General features: G+C 67.5%; 19 protein-coding genes. 8 read left to right on the top strand and 11 right to left on the bottom strand.

Going from position 1 to position 24,493, the window contains the following annotated elements:
* On the bottom strand, window positions 1-4,378 hold a 4,378-nt coding region (locus tag IRT45_RS12775; RefSeq protein WP_194806064.1), incomplete at its 3' end, for a non-ribosomal peptide synthetase.
* Window positions 4,379-4,648: 270 nt separating this feature from the next.
* Window positions 4,649-5,422 carry a class I SAM-dependent methyltransferase gene (locus tag IRT45_RS12780; protein WP_228534269.1) on the bottom strand — a complete coding sequence of 258 codons (774 nt, stop codon included), beginning with the start codon at window positions 5,420-5,422 and terminating at the stop codon, window positions 4,649-4,651.
* Between the two features lie 2,072 nt (window positions 5,423-7,494).
* Here IRT45_RS12780 and IRT45_RS12790 point away from each other — a divergent pair.
* Both IRT45_RS12790 and IRT45_RS12795 read left to right on the top strand, forming a co-directional pair.
* Complete coding sequence (locus IRT45_RS12790) at window positions 7,495-7,770, top strand: GlsB/YeaQ/YmgE family stress response membrane protein (RefSeq protein WP_194806159.1); 276 nt, start codon at window positions 7,495-7,497, stop codon at window positions 7,768-7,770.
* Between the two features lie 226 nt (window positions 7,771-7,996).
* Window positions 7,997-8,920, top strand: coding sequence for a PHB depolymerase family esterase (locus IRT45_RS12795; RefSeq protein WP_194806066.1), 924 nt, complete (start codon window positions 7,997-7,999; stop codon window positions 8,918-8,920).
* Window positions 8,921-8,986: 66 nt separating this feature from the next.
* On the opposite strand, the gene IRT45_RS12800 is transcribed toward IRT45_RS12795, so the two are convergent.
* Window positions 8,987-11,164, bottom strand: a complete 2,178-nt coding sequence (locus IRT45_RS12800) for an acyltransferase family protein (RefSeq protein WP_194806067.1) — start codon at window positions 11,162-11,164, stop codon at window positions 8,987-8,989.
* 44 nt (window positions 11,165-11,208) lie between these two features.
* On the opposite strand from IRT45_RS12800, the gene IRT45_RS12805 reads away from it, so the two are divergent.
* Window positions 11,209-11,532, top strand: a complete 324-nt coding sequence (locus IRT45_RS12805; protein WP_194806068.1) for a hypothetical protein — start codon at window positions 11,209-11,211, stop codon at window positions 11,530-11,532.
* Here IRT45_RS12805 and IRT45_RS12810 read toward each other — a convergent pair.
* The gene (locus IRT45_RS12810) at window positions 11,514-12,575 is read right to left on the bottom strand and encodes an alpha/beta hydrolase (RefSeq protein WP_194806069.1); all 1,062 of its coding nucleotides are present in this window, start codon (window positions 12,573-12,575) and stop codon (window positions 11,514-11,516) included. The genes IRT45_RS12805 and IRT45_RS12810 overlap by 19 nt on opposite strands.
* A gap of 94 nt (window positions 12,576-12,669) precedes the next feature.
* On the bottom strand, window positions 12,670-13,911 hold the full coding sequence (locus IRT45_RS12815; protein ID WP_309240922.1) for an alpha/beta fold hydrolase: 1,242 nt from the start codon (window positions 13,909-13,911) through the stop codon (window positions 12,670-12,672).
* A gap of 507 nt (window positions 13,912-14,418) precedes the next feature.
* Here IRT45_RS12815 and IRT45_RS12820 point away from each other — a divergent pair.
* Both IRT45_RS12820 and IRT45_RS12825 read left to right on the top strand, forming a co-directional pair.
* Window positions 14,419-14,682 carry a MerR family transcriptional regulator gene (locus tag IRT45_RS12820; protein WP_194806160.1) on the top strand — a complete coding sequence of 88 codons (264 nt, stop codon included), beginning with the start codon at window positions 14,419-14,421 and terminating at the stop codon, window positions 14,680-14,682.
* A gap of 480 nt (window positions 14,683-15,162) precedes the next feature.
* Window positions 15,163-16,227 carry an NAD(P)-dependent oxidoreductase gene (locus IRT45_RS12825; protein WP_194806071.1) on the top strand — a complete coding sequence of 355 codons (1,065 nt, stop codon included), beginning with the start codon at window positions 15,163-15,165 and terminating at the stop codon, window positions 16,225-16,227.
* A 14-nt stretch (window positions 16,228-16,241) separates the two neighbouring features.
* On the opposite strand, the gene IRT45_RS12830 is transcribed toward IRT45_RS12825, so the two are convergent.
* Genes IRT45_RS12830 through IRT45_RS12840 form a run of 3 tightly spaced genes read right to left on the bottom strand, consistent with a single transcriptional unit; the run spans window position 16,242 to window position 19,358 of the window.
* Window positions 16,242-17,318: a HAMP domain-containing sensor histidine kinase gene (locus tag IRT45_RS12830; RefSeq protein ID WP_309240923.1), complete on the bottom strand. Its 1,077-nt coding sequence runs from the start codon at window positions 17,316-17,318 to the stop codon at window positions 16,242-16,244.
* Window positions 17,308-18,006: a response regulator transcription factor gene (locus IRT45_RS12835; protein ID WP_309240924.1), complete on the bottom strand. Its 699-nt coding sequence runs from the start codon at window positions 18,004-18,006 to the stop codon at window positions 17,308-17,310. The genes IRT45_RS12830 and IRT45_RS12835 overlap by 11 nt, the downstream gene beginning before the upstream one ends.
* On the bottom strand, window positions 18,003-19,358 hold the full coding sequence (locus tag IRT45_RS12840) for a hypothetical protein (RefSeq protein ID WP_309240925.1): 1,356 nt from the start codon (window positions 19,356-19,358) through the stop codon (window positions 18,003-18,005). The genes IRT45_RS12835 and IRT45_RS12840 overlap by 4 nt, the downstream gene beginning before the upstream one ends.
* A gap of 164 nt (window positions 19,359-19,522) precedes the next feature.
* Here IRT45_RS12840 and IRT45_RS12845 point away from each other — a divergent pair, with 164 nt between their 5' ends.
* Together IRT45_RS12845 and IRT45_RS12850 are read left to right on the top strand one after the other, a co-directional pair.
* The gene (locus tag IRT45_RS12845; protein ID WP_309240926.1) at window positions 19,523-20,185 is read left to right on the top strand and encodes a glycosyltransferase family 2 protein; all 663 of its coding nucleotides are present in this window, start codon (window positions 19,523-19,525) and stop codon (window positions 20,183-20,185) included.
* Window positions 20,182-20,856 carry a DUF2064 domain-containing protein gene (locus IRT45_RS12850; RefSeq protein ID WP_194806073.1) on the top strand — a complete coding sequence of 225 codons (675 nt, stop codon included), beginning with the start codon at window positions 20,182-20,184 and terminating at the stop codon, window positions 20,854-20,856. The genes IRT45_RS12845 and IRT45_RS12850 overlap by 4 nt, the downstream gene beginning before the upstream one ends.
* Window positions 20,857-20,941: 85 nt before the next feature.
* Here the strand turns inward: IRT45_RS12850 and IRT45_RS12855 are convergent, their stop codons facing one another.
* The 3 genes from IRT45_RS12855 to IRT45_RS12865 all read right to left on the bottom strand — a co-directional run bounded on the left by IRT45_RS12855 (window position 20,942) and on the right by IRT45_RS12865 (window position 23,909).
* Window positions 20,942-22,057, bottom strand: a complete 1,116-nt coding sequence (locus tag IRT45_RS12855; RefSeq protein WP_194806074.1) for an aminotransferase class I/II-fold pyridoxal phosphate-dependent enzyme — start codon at window positions 22,055-22,057, stop codon at window positions 20,942-20,944.
* Window positions 22,058-22,486: 429 nt separating this feature from the next.
* Window positions 22,487-22,816 carry a hypothetical protein gene (locus IRT45_RS12860; protein WP_194806075.1) on the bottom strand — a complete coding sequence of 110 codons (330 nt, stop codon included), beginning with the start codon at window positions 22,814-22,816 and terminating at the stop codon, window positions 22,487-22,489.
* 184 nt (window positions 22,817-23,000) lie between these two features.
* The gene (locus tag IRT45_RS12865; RefSeq protein WP_194806076.1) at window positions 23,001-23,909 is read right to left on the bottom strand and encodes an alpha/beta hydrolase; all 909 of its coding nucleotides are present in this window, start codon (window positions 23,907-23,909) and stop codon (window positions 23,001-23,003) included.
* Window positions 23,910-23,952: 43 nt separating this feature from the next.
* Here IRT45_RS12865 and IRT45_RS12870 point away from each other — a divergent pair, with 43 nt between their 5' ends.
* Complete coding sequence (locus IRT45_RS12870; protein ID WP_309240927.1) at window positions 23,953-24,420, top strand: MarR family winged helix-turn-helix transcriptional regulator; 468 nt, start codon at window positions 23,953-23,955, stop codon at window positions 24,418-24,420.
* Window positions 24,421-24,493 lie beyond the last annotated feature (73 nt).

A 24,493-nucleotide genomic window follows, 5' to 3' on the forward strand; every position in this document is an offset into this window, starting at 1 on the left:
CGCCTTGGAGTTGATCGATGAACCAGAGTCGTTGCTGGGCATACGACAACGGAACCCGCTCCGGGCGCGGCACAACCCGCAGCGTCGACTGAGCGGGGCCGCCACGATGCCGGTTCAGGTAGTCGGCGAGACCCTCGACCGTGGACGCGTCGAACAGATACCGGACCGGCACTTCTCTGCCCAGCGCGAGCTGCAGCCGCGCGCTCACCCGGGTAGCGGTCAACGAGTTTCCACCGAGGGCGAAGAAATCGTCATCGAGTCCCGCTCGGTCTCGGCCCAATACCTCCGCGAACGCCTCGGCGATGATCTTCTCGGCCCGAGTCTGTGGCGCCCGGAAGGGCGCAGCGGCAAACATCGGTGCCGGCAACGTCTGACGGTCGATTTTGCCCGACGAGGTCAGCGGGAACTCGTCGAGTACCACAATCTGCGCCGGCACCATGTACTCGGGTAACCACGAGCTCAACCGCTCACGGATGGCGGCGATGTCGATATCGCGGTGGGGGTCGTTGGCGTGAACGGTGATTCGATGCTCTCCGGTGGCAGGCAGGTACAGGTCGGTCAGCGGTGGGACGTGCCGGCGGTGGGCGTCGGTGGGGGCGAGGAAAACGGCATCGAGCGTGCCGGGGCGGGTGCCCCAGGTGACGGCGACCTGATATCCGGCGGTTTCGCCCACGCGGTGCAGTTGTTCGGGGGTAGTGGTGTCGGAGGTGGCGTCGGCTCGCGCGAGTGCGTCGGCTGGGGACAGCCCGTCGGCCAGGGCGCGTTCGATGAGGACATCGGTGATCAGTCCGGTACGGGGGATGTCGGTAATGCGCACGGCGGTGGGATGTTCGGAGATCAGCTGCGCGCGCAGCCCTGCGAATCGGGTCCACGTCCGAGTGGGTACCGTGGCCAACGAGCGGACCGGCGTCGGCGTCGTGTGGACGATGACGTCGTACCGGTACCGAGTGAGTTCGTTGTCGGCTGATCCGCGTTTCACCTGGATGTCGAGTCCGGCCACCGACGAATGGCCGGCGGCCCAACTGGTGAAGAACTCTGGGGCGAGCAGCAATTCGGGTTCGCCGAGCAGGGCGAGCTGGACTCGCCGGCGGACCTCGGCGGCGTCGGTGGTGGCGGTGCGGGCCAGCGTGACCGCGGTGTGGAACGCGGCCTGCAGAGTGTGGTTGCGGACGTCGCCGATGAATATCGCCCCACCGGGGGCCAGCAGATCCAGGGCGGTGTCGATGACCTCGGTCAGATAATCCCTGTCGGGGAAGTACTGGATCACCGAGTTGAGAATGATCGTGTCGAAGTAGCCTCGCGGCAGTGCCTCGGTGCCATGCGCCGGCTGGGTCAGCAACTGGACTCGGTCACGCCACGGGATCCGCATCTGCTCGAGCGAGCGCGCGATATTGTCGATCGCCACCGCCGACACGTCGGTGGCAACATAGTGCTCACACCACGGGGCGATCTGTGACAACACCAGCCCGGAGCCGACACCGATCTCCAATACTCGCCGCGGCCGCAGGGTGAGGATCCGATCCGCGGTGGCCGAACGCCACTCCATCATCTCCTCGAGCGGAATCGGATCATCGGTGTAGCTGCTGTTCCAGCCCCGGAAATCCATGCCGAACCCCGCCGCCGCCACCTCGGCGCCGTACAACTCGTCGTTCATGTGTCGCCACTGTTCGACGATCTCGGCATCGCGATCGGTGGTGGTGTGATCGAGGATGACGTAGGCGATGAGGTGCGTGCCGGTGGCGCTCTGGTGCACGGTCGCGGCGGCCCGGGTGACCTGTGGGCAGGCCAGTAGCGTGTTCTCGATTTCACCCAGCTCGATGCGCTGGCCGCGCAGCTTGATCTGGGTGTCGGCGCGGCCCACGTAATCCAGGGTGCCGGTGGAGGTCCAGCGCACCAGGTCGCCGGTGCGATACACCCGCGCCCCGGTCTCCCCGTACGGGTTGGCCACGAACCGTTCCGCGGTCAACTCCATTCGGCCCACATAGCCGCGCGCCAGCGCGGGCCCACCCAGATACAGCTCGCCCACCACCCCGACCGGGGTGGGGTTCAGCCGCGCGTCGAGCACCAGCGCGCATATCCCGGGGATCGGAGTGCCGATGCTGACCGGCTGCCCCGCCGATACCGGCGCAAGCGTGGCGCCGATGGTGGTCTCGCTGGGGCCGTAGCCGTTGAACATCCGCCGTCCCGGCGCCCAGACGGCCACCAACTCCTCCGGGCAGGCCTCGCCGGTGGTGATCACCGTGCCCACCCGGTCGAGCCGGGACCGATCCAGCGACGACAGCACGGTGGGGGTCAGCACCGCCGCGCTGACCCGCTGGTCCTGCAGGAACGCGGTCAACGCCTCTCCGGCATACACCCGCGGCGGTGCCACCACCAAGGTCGCGGCCGATCCGACCGCCCACAACATGTCGAAGATCGACGCATCGAAGGTCGGCGCGGCCACCATCGAAACACGCGCGTCCGCGCCCAACCCGAACACCGCCCGTTGCGCCGCGGCCAGCCCCGGCAGACCGGCGTGGCTGACCGCCACGCCTTTGGGCGCGCCGGTGGAGCCCGAGGTGAACATCACGTACGCGATGTTGTCCACCCGCAGCTCGGACGCCCGATCGGCGTCGGTGATCGCCGCCGCGGACCGTCCGGACACATCCAGAGCGTCGATGCGCAGGACCGGACGCGCCGCGGCCCCGGCTACCGTGTCGGTGCCGCGAGCCACTACGCATACGGCCCCCACCGCGTCCAGCACCGTGGTGATCCGTTCGACCGGATGGGCATGGTCCAGCGGCACATACACCCCGCCGGCCTTGGCCACCGCCCACCAGGCCACGACCAACTCCAGGCAGCGATCCATCGCCACACCCACCGCGCGCTCCGGACCCACGCCCGCCTCGATCAGCACCCGCGCCAATCTCGTCGACCACTGGTCGAGCTCGCGATACGACACCTCCCGGGCGCCGTCGACGACCGCCGGCGCGTCCGGGCAGGCCGCCACCGCCGCAGCCAACAACTGCGGCGCCAACCCGACCGGCGCCGCCACTCGCGCACCGGACCACCCCGACAACACCAGATCGCGTTCACCGGTGGCCAGCAGCGACACCTCGCCCACCGTCACCGACGAATCCGCCACCAGAAGGTGGTCGACAAGCATTTCCAGCCGGCTTATGTGACTGGCGATGTCGTCGACGGCGTACCGCTCCGGATTCCACGTGAACTGAATTCGCGGCGTGCCGTCACCCAGCTGCGGATAGATGTTGATCGCGCAGTCTTGGATGGGATAGGTGGTCAAGACGTTGTACGTCACTTCGGAAGGCCCGAAACGAAGCGGGGCGGCGAAGTCGAGGATGTTGATCGCCGGGCCGAATTCGATGTTCATGTCGGTTCGGGTTGCCTGTGCGGTCAGATCCGGCCAGCGCCGGAACTGTTGATGCCGCAACGCACTGATCATGGCCTTCGCCACCCGATCGCTCAGTGCGCCGATGGTGTCGTCGTCATGGACATCGATGAGCAGTGGCACCATGTTCGACACCATGCCCGTACACCGTTTCAGTGCCGCGGTCGTACGTGCCGAAACCGGCAGGGACAACGAGACGTGTTGCTGTCCTGTGGTTTTCGCGATGAACACCGCTACTGTCGCGACAATCCTTGCGACATCGAAGCGGACATGCCGGTTCTCCTCGACTCGATGCGGGCACACCAGTTCCCGTATCAGCGGGTGGCGCGGCGCCACCGGCCTCCGCGTCCCGCCCAGGTCGGTGATGTCGAGAGGTTCACGCAGAACAGTTTTCCAGTACTCGGCATCGGCCCGGCTGCGCGAAGACTGCTGATACTTCCGATCCGCGGTGCGGATGAGGTCCAACTCGGAGAAGTCGACTTCGCCGGTAACCGGCGTGGCTCCCGAGTAGACGGCCGCGATGTGCCGCATCAGATTATCGGCGCCGTACCCGTCCAAGAGAACGTGGTGTGTACGCAGGTAGAAGTACGACTGATCGTCGGTGATGCGCAGCAGTACGAAGTCGGTGAGTCGGTCACGGGTCACATCGAACGGCCGGTGATAGTCGTTGTCCATCCAGTCGTGAGCAGCGGATTCCGGGTCGCTTTCGGCGCGCAGATCGATACAACGGAGGGTGTGCGGAAACGAGCGGTCGACGATGAAGACCGGTTCGCCGTCGTCGAGGGACAGCCGCGCGCAGGGTGTGCCGAACCGGGTTGCCGCCGATTCGCACGCGACCATGAGCCTTTCGGCGTCGACATCGTGATCGATCGTCAGGAAAGCGGCCACGTTGTAAGGGACTTCGGGCCGGAGTTGTTGGGCAGCCCATATCGACCTTTGAGCGGCGGTCAGCGACCCCAGAACCTCCAGTTGAGCACCGTAGTTGAGCATGATGACGAATTCCTCGTATGTCCTCGAGGCTTCACATTCCGGCAACCCGACGACCGATCAGATGATCTCGTGCCGGCTGTAGCGGTGATGGCGATAACACGCACTGCACCCATGCTCGTGGTCACGGGCCTCGATGCCGATCGGTTCAATCGAATATCCACGCGTCCGGCCCCTATCGTCTGGGGAGCTGCCGTGGACGCTCGCGGGGAGCCACCTTCGATGTGGCCTCACGAGCACACTACGCCGAACGGGATTGCAACACATCAGAAGTCAGGACAGGATCTGGGCTCCCCTACGTCGGTGCCGGACGGCCACCGCGATCTGCGGGCTTCCGGGGAGAACGGGCGCCTGCCTGCGCAGTTCGAGGGTGATCGCCGGGTCGGCGTAGCGGGCCAACGCACGCAGCGCCGACGGGCTATAGGCGCGCAACGAGCTGATCAACGCGTCGTGCCAGTACGGAATGATCGTCAACGGCAGTGCCAACGCCACCATGACGAGGTGCAGGAACGAAGGCGCACGCGACAAGTCGATGATCAGCAATTTATCGGCGGCGCGGGTGCCTTCTGCGAACACTCGGGCGGCGAGCGGTGGTGGCAGATGGTGCAGCGACAGCGCGAATACGGCGAGGTCGTAGTACCCGTCGGGCGCGTCGATGGCGGTGGCGTCCATCTCCCGCACGGTGGCCCGCGGATGACTGCCCAGGTCACCGGCTTCGATGGCGGCTACGGATGCGGGCTCGATGTCGGTGACCGTGACGCGGGCGGTGGGATGCATCGTCAGCAGGGCGCGCGACAGCCCACCGTGGCCGGAGCCGAGTTCGAGGATCTGGGGATCGCGCACGCCGGTGACCTCGTCGAGCGCGATGCGCGCGAGCCTCCGGTGTATCCCGAAGAGCCTTTCGCCGCGGTCCAGAGAGCGGATTATGCTGCGCTTGCGACGTTCGACGTCGTCGCGATCGAGGTACTCCAGGCGATCGGTCTGCAACCGCCGGTCCAGCCATGACGCATCCGGTCCACCGCGCGGCATGCGGTCGATGTCGAACATGTCGGTGGCCCTGTCGTTCACCCTGCCCTCCGCGATGCCACCTTTCTGCCGCTTCGTCGTCATTCTTGCTCGGCGGTTGGCCGCGACCAGCCGCATCAGGAACGAGGGCCGCGCGAGCCGGGCGGGTGGGTCGACGAAGTGCATCACCCGAAGGACCGCTTCGGCGACCGCCGGATCGTTCGCGGCGGCTTCCTGTGCCTTGTCTATGGGCCAGTTCACCAAGCGTCTCGGCGCCCGGCGCCAACCATCTCCCTGGGACACGGTGAAATCGGTGAACCGATTACCGCGCCACACCGGGCCGATCTGCTTGGCAGTCGCCGTGAAGAATCGTCGACTCACGTCTGTGTCGCGATCGGTCAAGCAGTTGCGAAGCGTCACGGCCTGCAGCGCGGCCATGGTCATGCCCTGCATATAGACCGGGTTGAAGCTGCAGATCGCATCGCCCATCACCAGCAGCCCCGCCGGGAATCGCCGCATCTTGTCGTAGCGTCTCCATGTGCTGGCCGGGTAATGCTGCGCAGACATCGCGCCGAGCGGCTCGGCGGACCGCAGCGCGGCGATCAGCGAAGGCGGCGCGAATTGCGCGGCGCATTCGATGACGCCGGACAGATCATGGGGAAGTTTGTGCCCATCCACGCCGAACAAGGTCAGGATCCAGGTGTCGTGCTCGTAGGCCACGGCCACCACCCCGACCGGTCGTTCGGGCACCGGGCTGACCGAGAAGCCCAATTTGTCGCCGACCACGTCAGCGGGAACCCGCAGAAATTGGCTGGCGTAGCTCAGATGTACCGGATAGCTCTGCTCGATCGGTCGCTCGCAGCCGAGGCTGTCGAGAAACGCCGGGGTGTGCCCGGAGCGACCCATCGCATCGACCACCAGTTCGGCCTTCAGCCCGGTTTCCTCACCCGTGTAGCGGTTGACCACCCGGGCACCCGTGACCCGGCGGGCGCGGTCGGTCATCGGCTCGACGACACCATGACTGTCCAGGATTCTCACGTTCTCGATGGCGCGGACGCGCCGCCTGACATGGGAGTCCAAAAATGGCCGGCTGGGTTGATAGACGACCAGCGCGGCCGGGTCGGCATATTTGTCCGAACCGCCGAGTTCATGCCGGCCCAACCGGACATAGACACGCGATGGTTCATTGGCGAGAACGTTCGCGCCTGCGATGACGAGTTCATCGAGTAGGCCAGGAAACAGCTGGCCCAGGACATTCGATCCCGTGCTCAGCAGAGCATGAAAGTGCCGCGCCTGGGGCACACCGCGACGCTGCTCAGGACCGTCCGGCAGCGGGTCCCGCTCGATGAGTGTGACCTCGTCGTAGAAGTCCGACAGCACCCGGGCGGCCAGCAGCCCGCTCATACTCGCACCGCAGACGATGGCTTGCTGTCCGAGATTGCTCATGGCACTCCCTGCCGCAACTCGCCGTTGTGCTCGTTGGTGAGAAGCTTGCCCTTCTATCCTTCGTCCTATCCAGCAAGTACGAAACAGCGGGTGTCCCAGGTTCACATTTTTCGAAGTAATTTCCTGCCGCCCGCCCTCTCTACGCTACGACGTTGCCGGTGTCGAGGCAGCGGCCAGCGGTCCCGGCTTTCCCGGGGAGCGGCAGCCGGCGATTTCGAGCTCACCGCTGTTCGGCTACCGCGGCCGGGCATCGGCGGCAGGTGGTGAGGTGGTCTTCGACGGCACAGCTCGGTCACCCGATGCGCGGGGCAGTCGATCCGGCGATGGGCACCGCCGCGTCCGGTCAGTTGTCTTCTCGCGCGCCCTGCGGATTTCCCTCAGTCCGCGGGAGATGGAAATGGCGATCGCGGCGATGCCCAGCAAGCCGACGCAGATCGAGAAGATCAGCTGCCCGTGGGCGCCATCGAGTGTCATGCAGTCCTCCTCGCTCACCATCGTCGAACGCGCCGGTTTTCTGCGGCATAGACGCGGACAGACTTTCGAAACCTTCAGCACGGGAAAGAGTTTGGTGTTCTCGATGTCGGTTGGTTGGTTGCCGGGATGCGGGGTATATCGGCGTCGAGCACGCTCGGATGGGGAGCGTTTCGACGTTCGAAAGAGGAGACACGATGTTGGGACTGGGAATCATCGGTTGGATCATCATCGGTGGATTGGCGGGCTGGCTGGCTGGCAAGATCATGAAAACCGATGCTCAGCAGGGCATTCTGCTCAATATTGTGGTCGGCGTGATCGGCGGCTTCATCGGCGGTTTCCTGCTGAAACTGTTCGGCGTCGATGTCGAGGGCGGAGGATTGTGGTTCAGTTTCTTCACCTGCCTCGGCGGCGCGGTGGTCTTGTTGTTCTTGGTCGGTATGGTCACCGGCCGCGGCCGCGCACTCCGGTAAGCGCGCCGCGCCTCGCCGATCGCCCGTTCGCTCGCCTGCGCGTGAGCTGGATGTGATGAAAGAGGCGTCATGCTGGGCTCGGAGGCCGTCGTAGCCTCCGAGCCCAGCAGTGTGTCCACCGGATTCGTTCGCGCAGGCCGAGGCGAACCGATTCAACCGTTTACCGCTATGGAAAACCATGGCCACAGTAGGCTGCTGCCCATCGCCGTCTCGAGGATGGGAAAGTATGCGCGCTATCGCAATTCACCTCGCCGCGGCAGTGGCCGCCATCGCCGCAGTCGTCGCGTCATCGCAGATTGCGCATGTGGCACAAGCCGATCGAAGCCGAGTTCGTCCCACCGCGGCGCAGTGCAGCCTGGCACCGACGGCCGGCACCGTCGTACGAACGATCGGTCACCGAATCTATCGGCTCGACGTTCCCGCCGGCCTGGCCGGACACTCGGTGCCGCTGCTGCTCGCCGAGCACGGAAATGCCAGCAACGCAGCCGATTTCGAGCAGGTCTCGGGCTGGACTCCCTACGCGGCCGCGCACCACTTCATCGTCGCCTACCCGCAGGGCAACGCCAACAATCTACCGCTGGACCCCGGTAACGGTCTGGTGGGCAATGATTGGGAGTTTCAGCAGGGCTCGATCGACGTCCGGTTCCTCCGTTCGGTCGTCGCCGACATCGAGGCGACGTGGTGCGTCGACCCCGGGCGCGTATACAGCAGCGGCTGGTCCGACGGCGGCATCATGTCGCAGCGGATGGCGTGCGACGCCTCCGACGTCTTCGCGGACGTAACCTCTTGGGAGGGCGGCGATCCCACCCTTCCCAACCCGACCCTGCTGATGCCCAGTCCCGGGTCGCCCTGCCAACCCGCTCGACCGATCTCCGTCGCCATCGCCCAGGGACAGATCGACCCGATCTCCGATCCGGCAGCCGGTGTGGCCAACGTCGGCGCATGGGTGAATCGCGACGGCTGCCCCGTCCGGCCGGCCCAGTCCAGCGACGCCTTCGGCACGACGGCCGGCTACGGACCGTGCCGGAGCGGGACCTCCGTGCAATACCGGGTGGAAAACGGTCAGTTGCATCAGTGGCCGTCCGGCGCGGCCGGCGAGGACCTGCGAGATCGACTGTGGAACTTCATGTTCGCCACCACCCTCCCCTGAGAGCCGGGCGGGCTGACGGCACTGGCAGAACCGACGTCCGATGCCACAGTGGAATTCCGATGCCCCTCAGCCGTGGGCGAGGGCGCCGTCGGTGAGGGCGCCGATCGCCGGTCCGAGGGTCTGGGCGTAGCTGACGGTCAGGTGATTGTCGTCGCGGTACACCAGAGTATTGCCGACGATGACGGGGCAGCGGCCGGCAGTGCAGAACATCGAGGTGAGATCGGCGTACTCGCCGCCACCGGCCGTGGCCGCGGCCCGCTCGGCCGAGACGCCGGCGTCGTTCACCCCGGCCGGGCGCGCGGGTGCGCATGCGGTGGCATCGTCGAGGTGTTCGGACAGACAGGTCGGCACCGTGGTGTGGGGATCGGGGATCGGGCCGAGAACGAGAACCGCCGAACCGATCGCGCGCAGCTCGGAAACGAGGCGGGCCAGGCTGTCGACCCAGGCTCGATCGTAGGAGACGAAGCCGAAATCGGCGCCGTAGCGTCGGGACATGCCCACCACGATCAACCGCGGGTGCTCGTTGCGCAGCCGGTTGAGCACCTGGCCGCGCCACTGCTCGCATTCGGTGTACTCCCGGTCCAGGTACGGGCTCGTGATGGGCAGGTCCAGCAGGGGGCAGGTGACCTTGGCCATCGTTTCCAGCCGCCAGTGCCGCGCCTCGGCGATCGGTTCGAGCGCCGGATTCCACATCGCCGCATGGGAATCGCCCACCAAGGCCACCGTGGTGGACGAGTCCGGATCACCGGAGGCGCATTCGGCCTGGCCGACCTCGCGCCACGAGCGGACACAGCCGTTGGTGAACACGTCGGCCTTGTCGCCGGGCGCGTTGTCCAGCGAAGGGGTGAGATTCGATGGAACAGCACGGATGTCGGCCGAAGCGGCGACCGCGGATTGCGCTTGTGTCATCAGCTGCTGGACCGCCTCGTCTCGAGGGTCGGCGGCGGGTGTGGCCGAGTCGTGGGGTGCGGTGAGGACGAGGGACGGTGCCGCCACGCCGTGCCCGACCGGGGCGGGGACGAGGGAGAGCAGGACGAGTGCCGCGGTGGTGGCCAGTGCGGTGCAGGCGAAGCCGCAGGCGAGGCTGCGCGCGGCCGAGTTCCGCAACGGTGCCGCGAAGCGGACCGGATTCTCGATGGTCCACTGAGTGAGCAGAGCAAGCCCGCCGGCCATCATGAGCGCACCGATGGCGCCGACTCGCCCGAGCGGATGGCCCAGCATATGCGGTGCCAGCAGCAACACCGGCCAATGCCACAGGTACCAGGTGTAGGACACGCCTCCGATCGCCCGTACCGGACCGCGGGTCAGCAGCTGGCCGACCCCGAAACGTGGTCCGGCACAACTGGATACGATCATCAGAGCGGTGCCCGCGACGGGAATCAAGGCCGCGCTGCCGGGATACGGTGTCCTGCCGTCGAAGTGGGTGCAAGCAACGACGACCATAACCAAACCGATCCATCCGGCCGGCGCGGCCACCGAGTGCGGCAACCGCGACCACACGACAACCGAGAGCGCCACCAGGCCGCCGGCCGCCAACTCCCACGCCCGGGCGGGCAGCGAAAAGAACGCCCACGGCGGCAGCGTGCCGGTCCAGATCAGTGAGATCGTGAACGAGAGCGCGGCGACGATCGCGAGAATGGTCAGGAAAGGAAGCGGCCCGGCCGATCCGGTGCGGCGGCGCCGCACGAACCACGCCGACGCGACGATGAGTACCGGCCACACCAGGTAGAACTGTTCCTCCACGCCGAGGGACCAGAAGTGCTCGAACGGCGAAGGCGGCTCGTTCGCCGCGAGGTAGTCGGTGCCACGCAGGGCGAGCCGATTGTTCCCGACATACAACGCGCTGGCGATCCCGTCGCCGAGGACCTGGCGCGCCTGCAGCGGCGGCAGCAGCACCGCCGCGCCGATCGCGGTGGCGACCACCACGATGCCCGCCGCGGGCAGCAGCCGGCGCGCGCGTGCGCCGTAGAATCGGGCCAACCCGATGGTGCCGCCGGCTCTGATCTCCCGCCACAGGATGCCGGTGATCAGAAATCCGGAAATCACGAAAAAGACGTCCACACCGACAAATCCACCGGTTATACCCGGAATTCCCGCATGGAACAGCACGACCGCCACGACAGCGACCGCGCGCAGGCCCTCGATATCGGGTCGAAATCGCTCCCGGGGCTGTGATGCATCGTGAACCCGGTCTGCCCGCCGAGTTGCCAACCCGCTTACGGCCGTGTCCGTCATGTGCAGCATTGTGATTGATCGACCCGGTAGTGACGCGACGACGTGCCGGTTCAGTGGCCGACGAATTCGGCGTGCCGGATGTGCTACTTATGGTGGAATTCGGCGGTTTTTCATCGCGGAATTCGCTGGGCGCGGTGAGTATTCTCGCGAGCGCGCCGATGCTGATGCGAAACGACAACAACTTGATGCCGGTCTTCATAGATCACTGTGCCCTCGCTCACTGCGGGATCGGTGAGATTGCTCTCGTACCAAGCGTTTTCGCGGCGGCGGAACTGTTCTTGCGCGGCGGTGAGAACACCCGATCGGGACAATCCGTTGACCACGGTGAATGCTCGCTCACTGCCATCGGTTCGATACCTCACTGGTCGGTGGTGTAGGGCTCGCCTAATCGCGCCCGGACGGCATCAGCGATGTCTTCGGTGGCGGCGCGTGCGTTGGGATCCACGAGCAGGGTGGCGAATCCGTGCGGCAGGTTGTCGTAGCGTTCGAGCGATACCGGTACGGCGAGGTCGTCGAGTCGATGGGCCAGGGCTTCGCCCTGATCACGCAGGACATCCATTCCGGCGGTGACGATGTGCGTGTCGGGCATGCGGCTCAGATTCGGCGCGCGCAGCACGCACACTCGTGGGTCGGCGGCGGTGTGCGGGTCGGGGACGTACCAGGTCAGGGCTCGTTCGACGCAGCCGCGATCCAAGGGCACAGCGAACAGGTCGCTGGATCGGTAGCCAGCCATGCTCGTGTCGACCACCGGATACAGCAACACAGCCAGAGCCGGTCGATATCGAGAGTCCGCACCGAGATGCAGGGCGACCGCCGCTGCCAGGTTGCCGCCGGCGCTGTCGCCGCCGATCGCGATCCGGGTGCCATCGACACTCCAGTCCGGTGCGTGATCGACAGCGAATCGGTACGCCGCGAGGACATCGTCGAATGCCGCGGGGAACGGATGTTCGGGCGCGAGCCGGTAGTCGACCGACAGCACTGTGACGCGGCCGCGCGTGGCCAGGAGTCGGGCGGGCGCGTCGAAACCGGCGGCGCTGCCCAGATGCCAGCCGCCGCCGTGCGCGTAAACCAGTAGGCCGCATGGTCGCTGCAGTTCAGTGGGTTCATACAGTCGTGCGCTGAGCGGGCCGGCTGGACTGCTCATCCGGATGGTGGTGACAGCGACATCGGTGTGGTCGATGCCGCCGGCGATGCGTGTCAGGGCATCGAAGCGGGCTCGAGTGGCCGGTGACGGGGGCCGTCGGGCGAGTAGTTCGCGCTTTCCGAGTGTGGCCAACACGTGCAGGCGCGGGGAGAGTTGCTGGCCGTCGAGGACGGGGCGTTCGGGTGCCAGCGGCGACCACCATGCCGAGGGCATCGACAGGGCACGAGCGCCCGCTGCCTGTATCGCGGTCGTCAGGATCCTGGTGCTGAGGCTCACGGCGCTCCTTGCTTGCTTACCGACGCCACATCGAGACAGCTCATCGAGTTCTGACAGGGTCGGCGTACCTGGCGGTGGTTCGAGTTCGTCCGACTCAGCCTGAACGTAGCGGCTTCTGTTCGCGCTCGCCGCGCAGCCAGCGGGACAACGCTTCGTAGACTGCCTCGTGGTTGAGCAGCGTGAAATGATTCGCCCCGGGCAGGTGCATGCCGTTGTCGTCGTCGAAACCGATGCGCCGGGCGCGATTTCGGCCCGAACCGCTCGTGGTCAGCACCAGACCGTCTCCGATGACGCGGCCCAGGGGATGGTGCGGGCTGCGAGTGATGGTCGCGGTGACGAAATAATGATCGGCGCCCTCGAGGAGGGGGATTTCGCGAATCGCTCGGCGGCGCAAGGCGTCCGCGTCCACACCGTCCCAGTCCTGATCGACCAGTGAACCTTGACGCAGATCGCGGATGCCCGCACTGCGGCGGCGGAGCAGTCGTCCGAACGGGCGGGTCTCCGGGACGCGGACCAGCGCCGCGGAGAGGTAATGGACGAATTGCTCGAGCGGCGCACCCAGATGAGGTGACCCGAGGCAGACCATCTGGCGCACCCGGCGTATCCAGGACCGTCCCTCCTCGGCGGCGTCGAAACAGGCGCCACGGGCGATGAGCCCACCCATCGAATGGCCGACCAGCGACAACTGTTCGATCTCGACCGGCCAGTGCTCGACGAGGCGCTGTAACAGATCGTCCAGTCGCCGGGCGTTCTCGGAGATGTGCAGACCGCTGTTGTATCGCACCTGAAGGGATGTGCAGCCGAGATCGGCCTCGAGTCGTTCGGCATAGGTCGGTCTGCCGCCGAGACGCCACGCGTGTTCGGTTTCCGCCAGACCGTGCAGGAAGATCACGACCCGACCGCTCGGGTTCGTGATGTGCTTCGCGACCTGTTCCGGCGCCACCGGTTCGCCGTCGAACCGAAATGCCATGGGGGAAGCGAGAATCGGCCGCTGCTGGGCGAGAGTGTCACCGATCAAGCCCTGCAGGGCAGCGAGGAGGCCCGACCCGAAAACCGTACGCGACGGGGCGGATACTCCGGAGAGCGTCGCGGCGTGTTCGGCCAGCACGCCCGCCGAGACCGCGGAATCGCTGACGATCCGGTACACGCTGTCGGCGATGGTGTCGTGTACCACCTGCACCGGCAGAGCGGCCGGTCCGGCCCCTCTCCGTACGGCCGCGAAAACGTGATCGGAGATGGCGCGGTGCACCGTGGCGACCCCGTCGACAGCACCGCCGAGTTCGTCGCCCGCCAACCGGGCGAGTGCCTCGATCTCCGACTGCTGCCGATCGCTCACGCTTTCAGAGTACGACCGTGCACTGAAATCTGCGCGACGTCCACGGGCTTTCGTTGTGCACCGCTGCGACGGACCGAAAAAATCTGTAGTGGCGACGGTAGACATTCGCCGATGGATGCGGTAGCTTCTGTCTTGTAGGTAGTGAAGAAAGTATCCAGATGGCACGGGAGATGACGAACTGCCCGTGAGAGGAAAACGGCGGGCGCGGCTGCGGGACCGGCAAGTACGTCGGTCTCGTCGCCCGCCGGGCAAGAGATGAAGTGGAACGGAAGTTGAAGTAACCCGTGAGGAGAAGGGAGGAGTTGCCCGTCGGGTCACTCGGAAGCATGTCTGTTCCGTGTGATCGCCGGCGTTTCGGTTACATGTCGGAAGACGCAAGTACATTCCCCCTTTCAGCGCCCCGGTGCCGGACGGCACCGGGGCGCTTCGGCGTATGGAGGCCGCACGATTTCTGAATCACCCACCGCGAACGAGAAGTTCGACGACGACGACTACCCCGCCTACACGATGGGCCGGGCCGCGGACATGCTCGGCACTACCCAAGCGTTCCTGCGTAGCCTGGACGAGGCGAAACTGATCACCCCGCAACGCTCCGCCGGCGGGCACCGCCGCTACTCGCGCTACCAGCTGCGTATCGCCGCCCGCGCCCGCGAACTCGTCGATCAAGGCACTCCCCTCGAAGCGGCGTGCCGGATCATCATTCTCGAAGACCAGCTCGCCGAAGCTCGCGATCTCAACGCCAAACTCACGCGGCAGGACCGGCCCAGCTGACTCTCTGTTTCTGCCGCGACGATCGGGCGACCGCGCCGGCTGCTCACGAGGTCAGGGCTGTTGCAGGCTCGGCCGCCGCCGCGGCGGGTGGACTGGCGGTCCTGGCCCTCGCCGACGAACGAGGCGGGCCCCGCGCGCCGCGCCTTGATCCTCGGTGCCGCAACGGAATTGGCTGCCGGTGAGGTGATGAGCCGCCGGATGGGATTGTCGGCGGAGCCGCTGCACCAGGGGACCGCGGGCCGATTGATGAACGCCGCCGAAGCATTGTCGGCTTTCGGCATCGTGGCCGGGGGAGTGTGGGGCCGGCGTTCGAGGGCAGCCGCGATTCTCGGCGGCCCCGCTGCGGTGGCAGGTTCGGCGTGCACCCGGTTTCGGGATCTTCCACGCCGGTGTCGCATCCGCCCTGTGCGAATGTGACGGTTTGCTTACCGGTGGCGCCGCGTCCCCGCCTCGGGCACCGACGGTGGCCAGAATCTCGGTATGCGGATTCTGCTGACCGGCGCGGCCGGGTTTATCGGATCTCATGTGTGGCGGGCGCTGACCGACGCGGGGCACGAGGTGGTGGCGGTCGATGCGATGCTCAGCGCGGCGCACGGCCTACGAGCTCGGCCGCCGCAGGGCGTGCATCGCGTCGATGTGCGCGATCAGGACGCGCTCGACCGTGTGCTGCCGGGAATCGATGTGGTGTGCCATCAGGCCGCGGTGGTGGGCGCGGGGGTGACTGTTCAAGATGCCCCCGCTTACGCCAGTCACAACGATCTGGGAACGGCGGTGCTGCTGGCCGCGATGGACCGGGCCGGTTGCCGCCGGTTGGTGCTGGCGTCGTCGATGGTGGTGTACGGCGAAGGACGTTATCGCACAGCCGATTCCGTGGCGGTGACACCGTTGCCGCGCCGGCGCGCAGACCTCGAGCGCGGCGTATTCGACCATCGCCATCCCGACACCGGTGCGCCACTGCAGTGGGCGCCGATATCCGAGGATGCGGCATCGGACCCGCGCAGCCTGTATGCCGCCAGCAAGCTCGCGCAGGAAAATTATGCGGCGGCGTGGGCCACGGCCACCGGCTCGACGGTGACCGCGCTGCGCTATCACAACGTCTATGGCCCCGAGATGCCCAGGGACACACCGTATTCCGGTGTGGCGGCGATCTTCCGGTCGGCGCTCGAGGCGGGTTCGTCGCCGCGCGTTTTCGAGGACGGCGCACAGATGCGCGACTTCGTGCACGTCACCGATATCGCCGAGGCCAATCTGCGGGCCGTGGAACAGCCGTTGGACCGGTTCACGGCGCTCAATATCGCGTCGGGACATCCGATCAGCATCGGCGCGGTGGCCGCGATCCTGGCTCGCGCGCAGGACGGGCCCGAGCCGGTGGTGACCGGCGAGTTCCGTCCCGGCGATGTGCGCCATATCGTCGCGGGGCCGGATCGGGCACGCGAACTGCTGGGATTCACCGCGGCGATCGATCCGATCAGCGGTCTCACCGACTTCGCCACCGCTCCGTTGCGAGCCGCCGCAGGCGCGGGGGCGCCGCAGTGGCAGCGCTGACGAACGGTCGACGGTCAGGACGGCGAGATCGACAACCCGCGGTCGTGAGCAGGCCGCGACACCGCGGCAGGGTCGGCGCCGTCGAGCAGCGGTAACCGAATGTCGAAGCGGGCGCCGTGTTCCCGGTTCGATGCGCGGATCTCGCCGTGATGGACCGACACCAGACCGGCGGCGATCGCCAGTCCCATACCGCTGCCGCCGCCCTCGGACGCGGGAGAGCGTGCGGCGGTGCCGCGATAGCCGGCCTCGAAGATGCGGGGAAGATCCGCCTCGGCGATGCCGGGACCGGTGTCGTCGATGCGCACCCACGCGCTGCCGCGGGTGGCATCGGCCGAGATGTCGATATGTCCGCCCGGCGGGGTGTGCGCGATCGCGTTGGCGACGAGGTTGGTCAGCACGCGGGTCAGCGCCTGATCGCTGCCGGCCACCGTGATCGCCGAATCCGGCTGTCGAACACGCAGTGTCACTCCCGCGCGCTGGGCGGCCGGTTCGTTGGCGGCTACCACCTCGTCGACGAGTTCGCGCAGATCCAGTGGTTCGACGTGCAGGCGCAAGGCTCCGGCGTTGATCTTCGACATCTCGAACAGGTCGTCGACCATGCCCGACAATCGCGTGGTCTCGCGCACGACCTGCCTGCCGTAGCGCTCGACATCCCCGGTCTGCGCGACCACGCCGTCGGCGAGGGCCTCGCCCATCGCCCGGATCCCTGCCAGTGGCGTGCGCAGATCGTGGCTGACCCAGGCCACCAGTTCGCGTCGCGACGCCTCCGCGGCGCGCTCCCGGTCGAGCATCTGTTTCTCCCAGACCAGCTGCCGCGCCTGCGCCCGGCCTAGGACGACCGCCGCGGGCACGGTCACCGCCGTGACCACGATGAGGACCACCGACATCTTGGCCAGCGCATCGGAGAACATCAGTCCGCTGACCGCGATGAAGCCGCTGAGGGTGGACAGCGTCGGAATCAACACCAGAATCACCATCGACAGTCCGAGGGCCCGATTGCGAAAGGTCCGCAGCAGCATCGCTCCGAGCGCGACGATCGGCACCGATCCGGCCAGCGCCCATCCGATCAGGCCCGCAACATCATTCGGCACGATCGACTCCCGTTCCGGTACCCCAGGCGTAACCCCGTCCCCACACCGTCTCGATCCGGTGGGTATCGCCGAGTTTGGCACGCAAGCGTTTGACGTGCACTGTCACCGTCGACTGGTCACCGAAATCCCAGCCCCACACCTGGGCTAGCAGTTCCGTACGGCTGAACACGCGCCGCTGATTGGCCAGCAGGAAGCACAACAGGTCGAATTCGCGTGCCGTGAGTGATATCGGCCGACCGGCGATATCCGCCGTGCGCGCCGCCGGCCGCAGGCGGATCTCGCCGCTGCGCAACACGCCTGCCGTCGGCGCCGGTCCGTGGGTGCGGCGCAGCACCGACGCCACCCGAAGCGCCAGTTCCCGCGGGCTGAACGGTTTGGTCAGGTAGTCGTCGGCGCCCGCTGTCAGTCCGAGCACGCGGTCCTCCTCCTCACCGAGGGCCGTGAGCATGATGATCGGCGTCTCGGGACGCTCGCCCTCACGCACCGACCGGCACAACGCGAGGCCGTCGGGCGCGGGCATCATCACATCGAGGACGGCCAGATCGATATCACCGCCGGCCAGGGCGCGTTGCGCCTGCACGCCGTCGGCGGCCTCGGCGACCTCCATGCCGTCGCGTTCGAGGTAGCGGCGGACCACCTCCCGCACCACGGGGTCGTCATCGGCGATCAGGATGCGCACCGCGCTCACCAATTCGTGAGAAGGAGGTGGGCGAGCACCAGGGTGGCGACGGCCTGGACGGTGAGCCAGGCGCGAGCGTTGCGCGCCGGCAATAGGGCGGCTCCACCGATCACCCAGATGTCGAACGGTAGCCAGATCCGCTCGGTTTCGGCTTTGCTCAGGCCGCTGAGATCGGCGAGCAGAAGGGCGGTCAGTGCGGCCAGAGCCAGCAGCGCCGCCGGGTCCGCCCGGGCGCGCCAGCGTGTGAACGCCGTCGCGGGCGCGGCGCGGATCTCCGCCGGTGCGGGAAGGTGCAGCGCACCCGGAAGTCGATGCAGCGCCGCGGCGGATGCGATTCCGATCGCACACACCGTCGCCGCCAGATTCCCCCAGATCCAATAGGACACGGGCCGTGTGGTCGCGATGCCCTGGTAGTAGCGCTGCACCACCAGGTGATAGCCGTCCAGCCACCAGAAGCCGGACAGCGTGAAGACGGCGACGACGGCCAGCACGCCCAGCGCCGTGGGCCATACCGCTCGCACACCGCGCAGCAGCGCCACCGCCGCGGCCGGGACGGCCATCAGGACCAGTCCGTAATTGAGATAGATGCCGAATCCGAACAACACCCCGGAGACGAACAGGATCAGCGGACGTGGCCGCGCGCCGCCGAGTCCGACCGCGAGCGCGGCCACCGCCCAGGCGACCACCCCGGCGAAGAAGGCGTCCGCGGAGACCGCCAGCCAGATCGCCGCAGGCGCGAGCGCGAGATACGGTGCGGCCGCTCGCGCCCTGCTCTCGGCGCCCAACGCCCGCATCGCCACCAGCACGGCCATCGACGCGCTGCAGCCGACCAGCACGCACAGCGTGGAAGCCCATGCGCCGCCGCTCAATCCGATCCGGTCGAGCCAGACGAACACCAGTAGTGCGCCCGGCGGATGGCCGGACACGTGGGTGGTCCACGAATCGGGTTGATAATCCAGAATCCGGTCGGAGAATCCGCGCAGCATCGCCGGAATGTCGTGGACTCCGCCGACCTCGTGCAGATATTCGTGCATCGTGGTGAGCCGGCCGGCGAATCCGCGCTGCCACCCGTCGACCATGGCGAGGGAGAATGCCCACGTGAGTGCGGTCACCCAGGTGGCCGGCAGCAGCCGCCGCCAGGTGAGCGTGGCGGCGAGCCGCGGGCCGTAGCGCACCACGGCGACGGCGATCGCGATCGCGGGAGCCGTGCCCCATCCGACGTGCGGCAGCCATGAGCCGAAGATCGGCGCCGCCGCGGCGTAGATGGCATCGCGATAGTGCGGCGTGCTGATCCTCGGCACGAGGAAGGCGGCGGCCACCAGGACCGTCGCCGCCACCGCGCAGGCGATATCGGCGCGCACGCCCGATCCTCGCCGTATGTGCGATGCGGTACTGCTGCGGGTATCGCTCACCCGTTCACCGTAGGTCCCGCTCGTGTCGTGCGGCGCCCACGCGATCGTGCCGTCATACTTTCGTCACCTGTGTCACCAGCTGTTTTTCGTCCGATCGGCCTTACGGTCGACACGTGACCCCAGTCGAAGCCAGTCGAGAGCTGACCGTGGTGATTCCTTGCCGGAACGAGGCCGACGCGCTACCGGGCGTCCTGGCGGCGGTTCCGGCGGAGTATCGGGTCGTCGTTGTGGACAACGGCTCGACCGACGACACCGCCGCGGTGGCGCGGGCGGCGGGCGCGACGGTGGTCGTCGAATCCGTCCCCGGCTACGGCAGTGCCGTACAAGCCGGGATCGCCGCCGCGACAACCGACCTGGTGGCGGTGCTCGACGGTGACGGTTCGATGGCGCCCGGCGAATTACCGTTACTGGTGGCCGAATTGGGCCCCGATGTGACCATGGTGGCCGGCCGCCGCCGCCCGGTGCGGGGCGCCTGGCCGTGGCATGCGCGCCTGGGCAATTGGCTGCTGGCGCAGTGGCTGCGGCGACATTACGGGCTGCCGGTGCACGATCTGGCCGCGATGCGTGTGATCCGGCGCTCCGAGCTGGTGGCATTGGGCCCGCTGCATCCGCGGTCGGGATATCCGCTGGCATTGCTGGCCGGCGCGGCGCGGGCGGGGTGGCAGGTGGTCGAACGTGATGTCACCTATCGACCGCGCACCCATGGTGTGTCGAAAGTGTCCGGTTCGGTAATCGGGACGGCGCGTGCCGCCCGCGACTTCTGGAGTGTGCGATGACTGTTCTGCCATTGACGCTGCTGGTGGTGGCGAAAGCGCCGGTCGCCGGATTCGCCAAGACCCGGCTGACACCACCGTTGTCCCCGGCCGAGGCGGCGGATCTGGCCGCCGCCGCGCTCTTGGACACCCTGACCGCGGTGCGCGACTGCGGCGCGGCGCGGGCCGTGGTCGCGTGGGCCGGCGATCTGGAGCGAGCGTGCCGCGCACGCGAAATAGGTTCGGCCCTGCGCGATTTCGATGTCGTTCGGCAGCGCGGCGACGGTTTCGGCGTGCGCTTGGCGAATGCGCACGCCGACGCGGCCCGATTCGGGCTACCTGTTCTGCAGATCGGGATGGACACTCCGCAGGCCGGGCCGGCGCTGCTGGCCGAATGCGGGGCGCGGTTGCTGGCCGGCCCGGATGCGGTGCTGGGGCCGGCGGCCGACGGCGGCTGGTGGGCGCTGGGGTTGTGTGACGTGCGCCCGGCGCGAGTACTCGCGGAGGTGCCGATGTCCACCGATCGAACCGGTGTACTCACCCGAGAGGCATTGCTGCGTAACGGTTGCCGCGTCGAGATGCTGCGTGAACTCAACGATGTCGATCTGTACGCCGATATCGCCGAGGTCGCAGCCGGCTGCCAGGGGCTGTTCGCTGCGGCCGCCGGATCGCTGACGGCGGCTCCGCGCACCTGAGTGCCGAGCGCGACTGTCGTTTGCCGCTGCCGACGGCGGTCACGCCTGTGCGCTCGACCGGCGGCGGTTGCTCCAGCGGCCGGGGTCACCGGCCGTGACCGGCACGGACCCGTTCACACGCGGTGATGATTCGTTCGATCTGCTCGGCGGTGAGTGCGGCGTGCAACGACAGCCGAATCAGCGACCCGCCCGGAGGGGTGGCGGGCGGGCAGAACGGAGCGCCGAGGACACCGTGTGCTTCCAGGATCGCGCGCACCGCGCGACCGTCGGCTTCGGTTCCGGTGGGCAGTGCGACGATGTGGCTGTCCACTCCTCCCATATCGAAACCTATGTGGGCCAGCGCTTCTCGGACGGTATGGGCGATCTCGCGGAGCCGGACGCGGCGTCCGTCCTCGGCTCGGACCACCTCCAGAGTGGCGGACAACCCGGCGACGTCGTGGGACCGCAGGCCCGAGGAGAAGATCGCCGGATAGGCCACCGACTCGAAATAGGACGCGAAATCGGGGTCGAGTGCCGTCACCAGCCCGGCCCGGCCGATGAACGCCTTGGCCAGGCTGGCGGTGCGAAACGGCACGCGCCGGGTGAGCCCGAGCGCGACCACCGCACCGGCACCGTGTGGGCCGACGACGCCCAGGGAGTGTGATTCGTCGACGACGAGAACGGAACCGGTCTCGTCGGCGACGTCGCACAGTGCGGCCAGGGGGCTGGGTGTGCCGGTGGTGCTGTCGATCGCGTCGACGGCGATGATTCCGGGACCGTGGACGCGGATCTGCGCCGCCAACCGAGCGGGGTCGGTCTGTCCGAAAGTGTGCAACGGCGCGGCCGCGGCCAGTGCCGCCTGTCGCCAGGACATGTGCGTGTTCTCCCCGACATGTATCGGTACGCCCGGCGCCGCGATCGCTTGCAACAATCCGATATTGGCTGCCCAGCCCGATTGGCACACCACCGCCGCCGCGCTGTGCGTGTAGTGCGCCAGGCGGCGCGCCAGAGGGCTGGTCTCGGGCTCGACCGGGGCGACCATCGCCTCGCTCATGGCGGCGGTGATCCGCCTGTCGCCGGAGAGCGCCAAGTAGTCGTTCGTCGACAGTGTGATGTCGGTGGCGGCGGTGCCGGGGCCGCGCAGAAACATCCTGGTTTCCCGCATATCCGTCGCGTGGCCGCGACCGATATGTTGCTGCACGCGTTCGGCGACTGTTGCCACCTCGGTCTCCTCGGTAGGTCGCGCTCGTCGGTGTGGTTCGGCCTGCCTGCTCGGTGCCTGCGGCCGCGGCGTGTGAGCAGGCATCCCGAAGATCATCGCGCACTCGCAAGCGGAGGTGCCCCGCGACGCGATGACGAAACCATGACGTATCGCCGGATCGGTGATCGGCGACCATGCGACGAATGGCTGGGTTGAGGCTGTGTGGATGGGTATTGAAAGGTCGCGGTCGGTGCGACCGTCGTCACGGAGCGCTTCTGGTTCGTGGTGCAGCGGGCTGAGCGCGAGGAGTTCTGGTGACATACGGCGGCGCGACGGTGAATACGGCCACGGAGTATGTGATCACGCAGTTGGAGAGTGCGGGTAGTGCGGAGCGACACGATTTCGATGTTCTGGTCGCCGGCGGCCGGATATCTACGGCTGTAGGCGATGTCAGGCTGTGCGCAGCCGAATTCGCCGGGTCGCGTCGAGATGCCGGTCGGCGATGAACTGTGCGGTGGTGCCGACGATGGGTGGTGTGCCGGTCCAGAACAGGGCGGACCACAGACCATCGAACGCGACGAAGTATTCGCGAGTGGTGGGGAAGACGTCGGTGATCTCGGCGGTGACTTCCGAGCCGACGGGATGGCGGCGTGTGGCGGCGTGCCAGGGTGTCGACCTGCGCTGCCCCCGCGGCCGACACGCGCTCGGTTGCCCGGCGCAGTTTGTCGGCATCGCGCCCGACCAGTACCAGGTGTGCACCGGGCGCGACCTGGCGCGCACATGCCAGTCCGATACCCGCAGTGGCGCCGGTTTGGAGGTCGAGCATCACGACCCGCCGCGCCAGCTGCCCCGCTTGGCGGAGGCGGTCGCCGCGTGAGCCACGGTGAGCCGAAGTCGGCGCTGGCCGCCGGACTTTGATTCAGCCGCGAAACGGTCGCCAGGTCCGGTGTGGCTGTTGCGCTGTTCAGTGAGCCGGCGTTCCGGTGCTGTGTTGGGTGAGGAACAGGGCCGCGCGGTCGAGGGCTTGGTCTGCTTCGTCGAGTATGCCTGCGAAGGCCTGGAACACGTGCGGCACGTCGGCGGTGACGTCGAGGATGACGTCCACTCCCGCTGCCTGCGCTCGCGCGGCGAGGCGGGTGGAGTCGTCGAGCAGGATCTCGTTGGTGCCCACCTGGATCAGCAGCGGGGGAAAGCCGGTGAGGTCGGCGAGGACGGCGGGGCTGAGCAGGGGTTGGCGGGGGTCGGCTCCGGCGAGGTACATGGCCCCGGTGTGTTCGACGGCTCGGCGGGTGAAGATCGGGTCGAGGTCTGCTTTGGTGTGCATACTTTCGCCGGTGCGGGTGGCGTCGAGGCCGGGGGAGAAGGCGACGATGGCGGCGGGCAGCGGCAGTCCGGCGTCGCGGGCGGCCAGACAGGTGGTGACGGTGAGGCCGCCGCCTGCCGAGTCGCCGGCGAACGCGATGGTCGAAGGATCTGTTCCGGTGTCGAGCAGGGCGCGGTAGGCGGTGAGGGTGTCCTCGATCGCGGCCGGGAACGGGTGCTCGGGGGCGAGGCGGTAGTCCAGCGAGTAGGACGTGAAGCCCGTCTTGGCGACGAGGTGTCCGGTCAGCGACAGCGCGGTCTCGGGGGAGCCGAACACGAAGCCGCCGCCGTGGAAGTACAGGATCGTCGCGGCGCCGGGTTCGTCGTCCGGTTCGACCCGCAGTGCGGGTCGGTTGCCGAGCGTCGTCGGCGCGATCCGGATGTTGTCGGGGACGATCATCTGGGCCATCAACGTCTCGAATCCGGTGCGCAGCGCCTCGACCGACCGAGGGCCGGAGGGGCGTGGCTGCCGCAGCATCGCGTCGACGAGGGCCCGCTGTTGCTTGCTCATGGTTGTGTTCCTCCCGGAAGTAGATTCCATTACACTATATGCCGTGGAATATAAATCGGGGCGTGGCGTCGACCTCACCTGCTTCTTCGCGGATTTGGTGCGTTGTGAGACGCGTCTGTACAACGCTCTCAACGACCGTCTGCGGGAACGGCACGGGATTGTCACCTCGCAGTTCGAGTTTCTGCGCTTCCTGCGCGACCGGCCGGGATCGCGCGTGGCCGACCTCGCCGCCGAATTCGCCATCGGCGTCGGTGCCACCAGCAAAGGCGTCGACCGTCTGGAGACGCGGGGATGGGTGGTGCGGCAACCGAATCCGGCCGACCGCCGGTCGTCACTGCTGGCCCTGACCGCCGACGGCGCGCGACTGTTCGACGCGGCGCAGCAGACGGTCACGGCTGGACTCGCCGAGTTGATCGGCGACATCGTCGAGAGTTCTCCCGACACCGTGCGCGCCGTCGCGGAACTGCGTGGCACGCTCGAACGCAATCAGATCGGCATGCCCATCGGCTGATCGCCGGCACCCCCGATGAGCCGACATGGCGCCATCGGCGAACTCGCTTCTGCCGCGGCACTGTCGGTGCGAT

It is taken from the genome of Nocardia sp. BSTN01 (genome assembly GCF_015354405.1).
Lineage (GTDB): Bacteria > Actinomycetota > Actinomycetes > Mycobacteriales > Mycobacteriaceae > Nocardia.

Excerpts from the sequence above, each read along its gene's own strand:
- IRT45_RS12820 (WP_194806160.1), top strand. The coding sequence starts at position 14,419 with ATGGGCCGGGCCGCGGACATGCTCGGCACTACCCAAGCGTTCCTGCGT.
- IRT45_RS12800 (WP_194806067.1), bottom strand. The coding sequence starts at position 11,164 with ATGCTGCACATGACGGACACGGCCGTAAGCGGGTTGGCAACTCGGCGG.
- IRT45_RS12780 (WP_228534269.1), bottom strand. The coding sequence starts at position 5,422 with ATGTTCGACATCGACCGCATGCCGCGCGGTGGACCGGATGCGTCATGG.
- IRT45_RS12865 (WP_194806076.1), bottom strand. The coding sequence starts at position 23,909 with ATGAGCAAGCAACAGCGGGCCCTCGTCGACGCGATGCTGCGGCAGCCA.
- IRT45_RS12795 (WP_194806066.1), top strand. The coding sequence starts at position 7,997 with ATGCGCGCTATCGCAATTCACCTCGCCGCGGCAGTGGCCGCCATCGCC.
- IRT45_RS12790 (WP_194806159.1), top strand. The coding sequence starts at position 7,495 with ATGTTGGGACTGGGAATCATCGGTTGGATCATCATCGGTGGATTGGCG.
- IRT45_RS12850 (WP_194806073.1), top strand. The coding sequence starts at position 20,182 with ATGACTGTTCTGCCATTGACGCTGCTGGTGGTGGCGAAAGCGCCGGTC.
- IRT45_RS12825 (WP_194806071.1), top strand. The coding sequence starts at position 15,163 with ATGCGGATTCTGCTGACCGGCGCGGCCGGGTTTATCGGATCTCATGTG.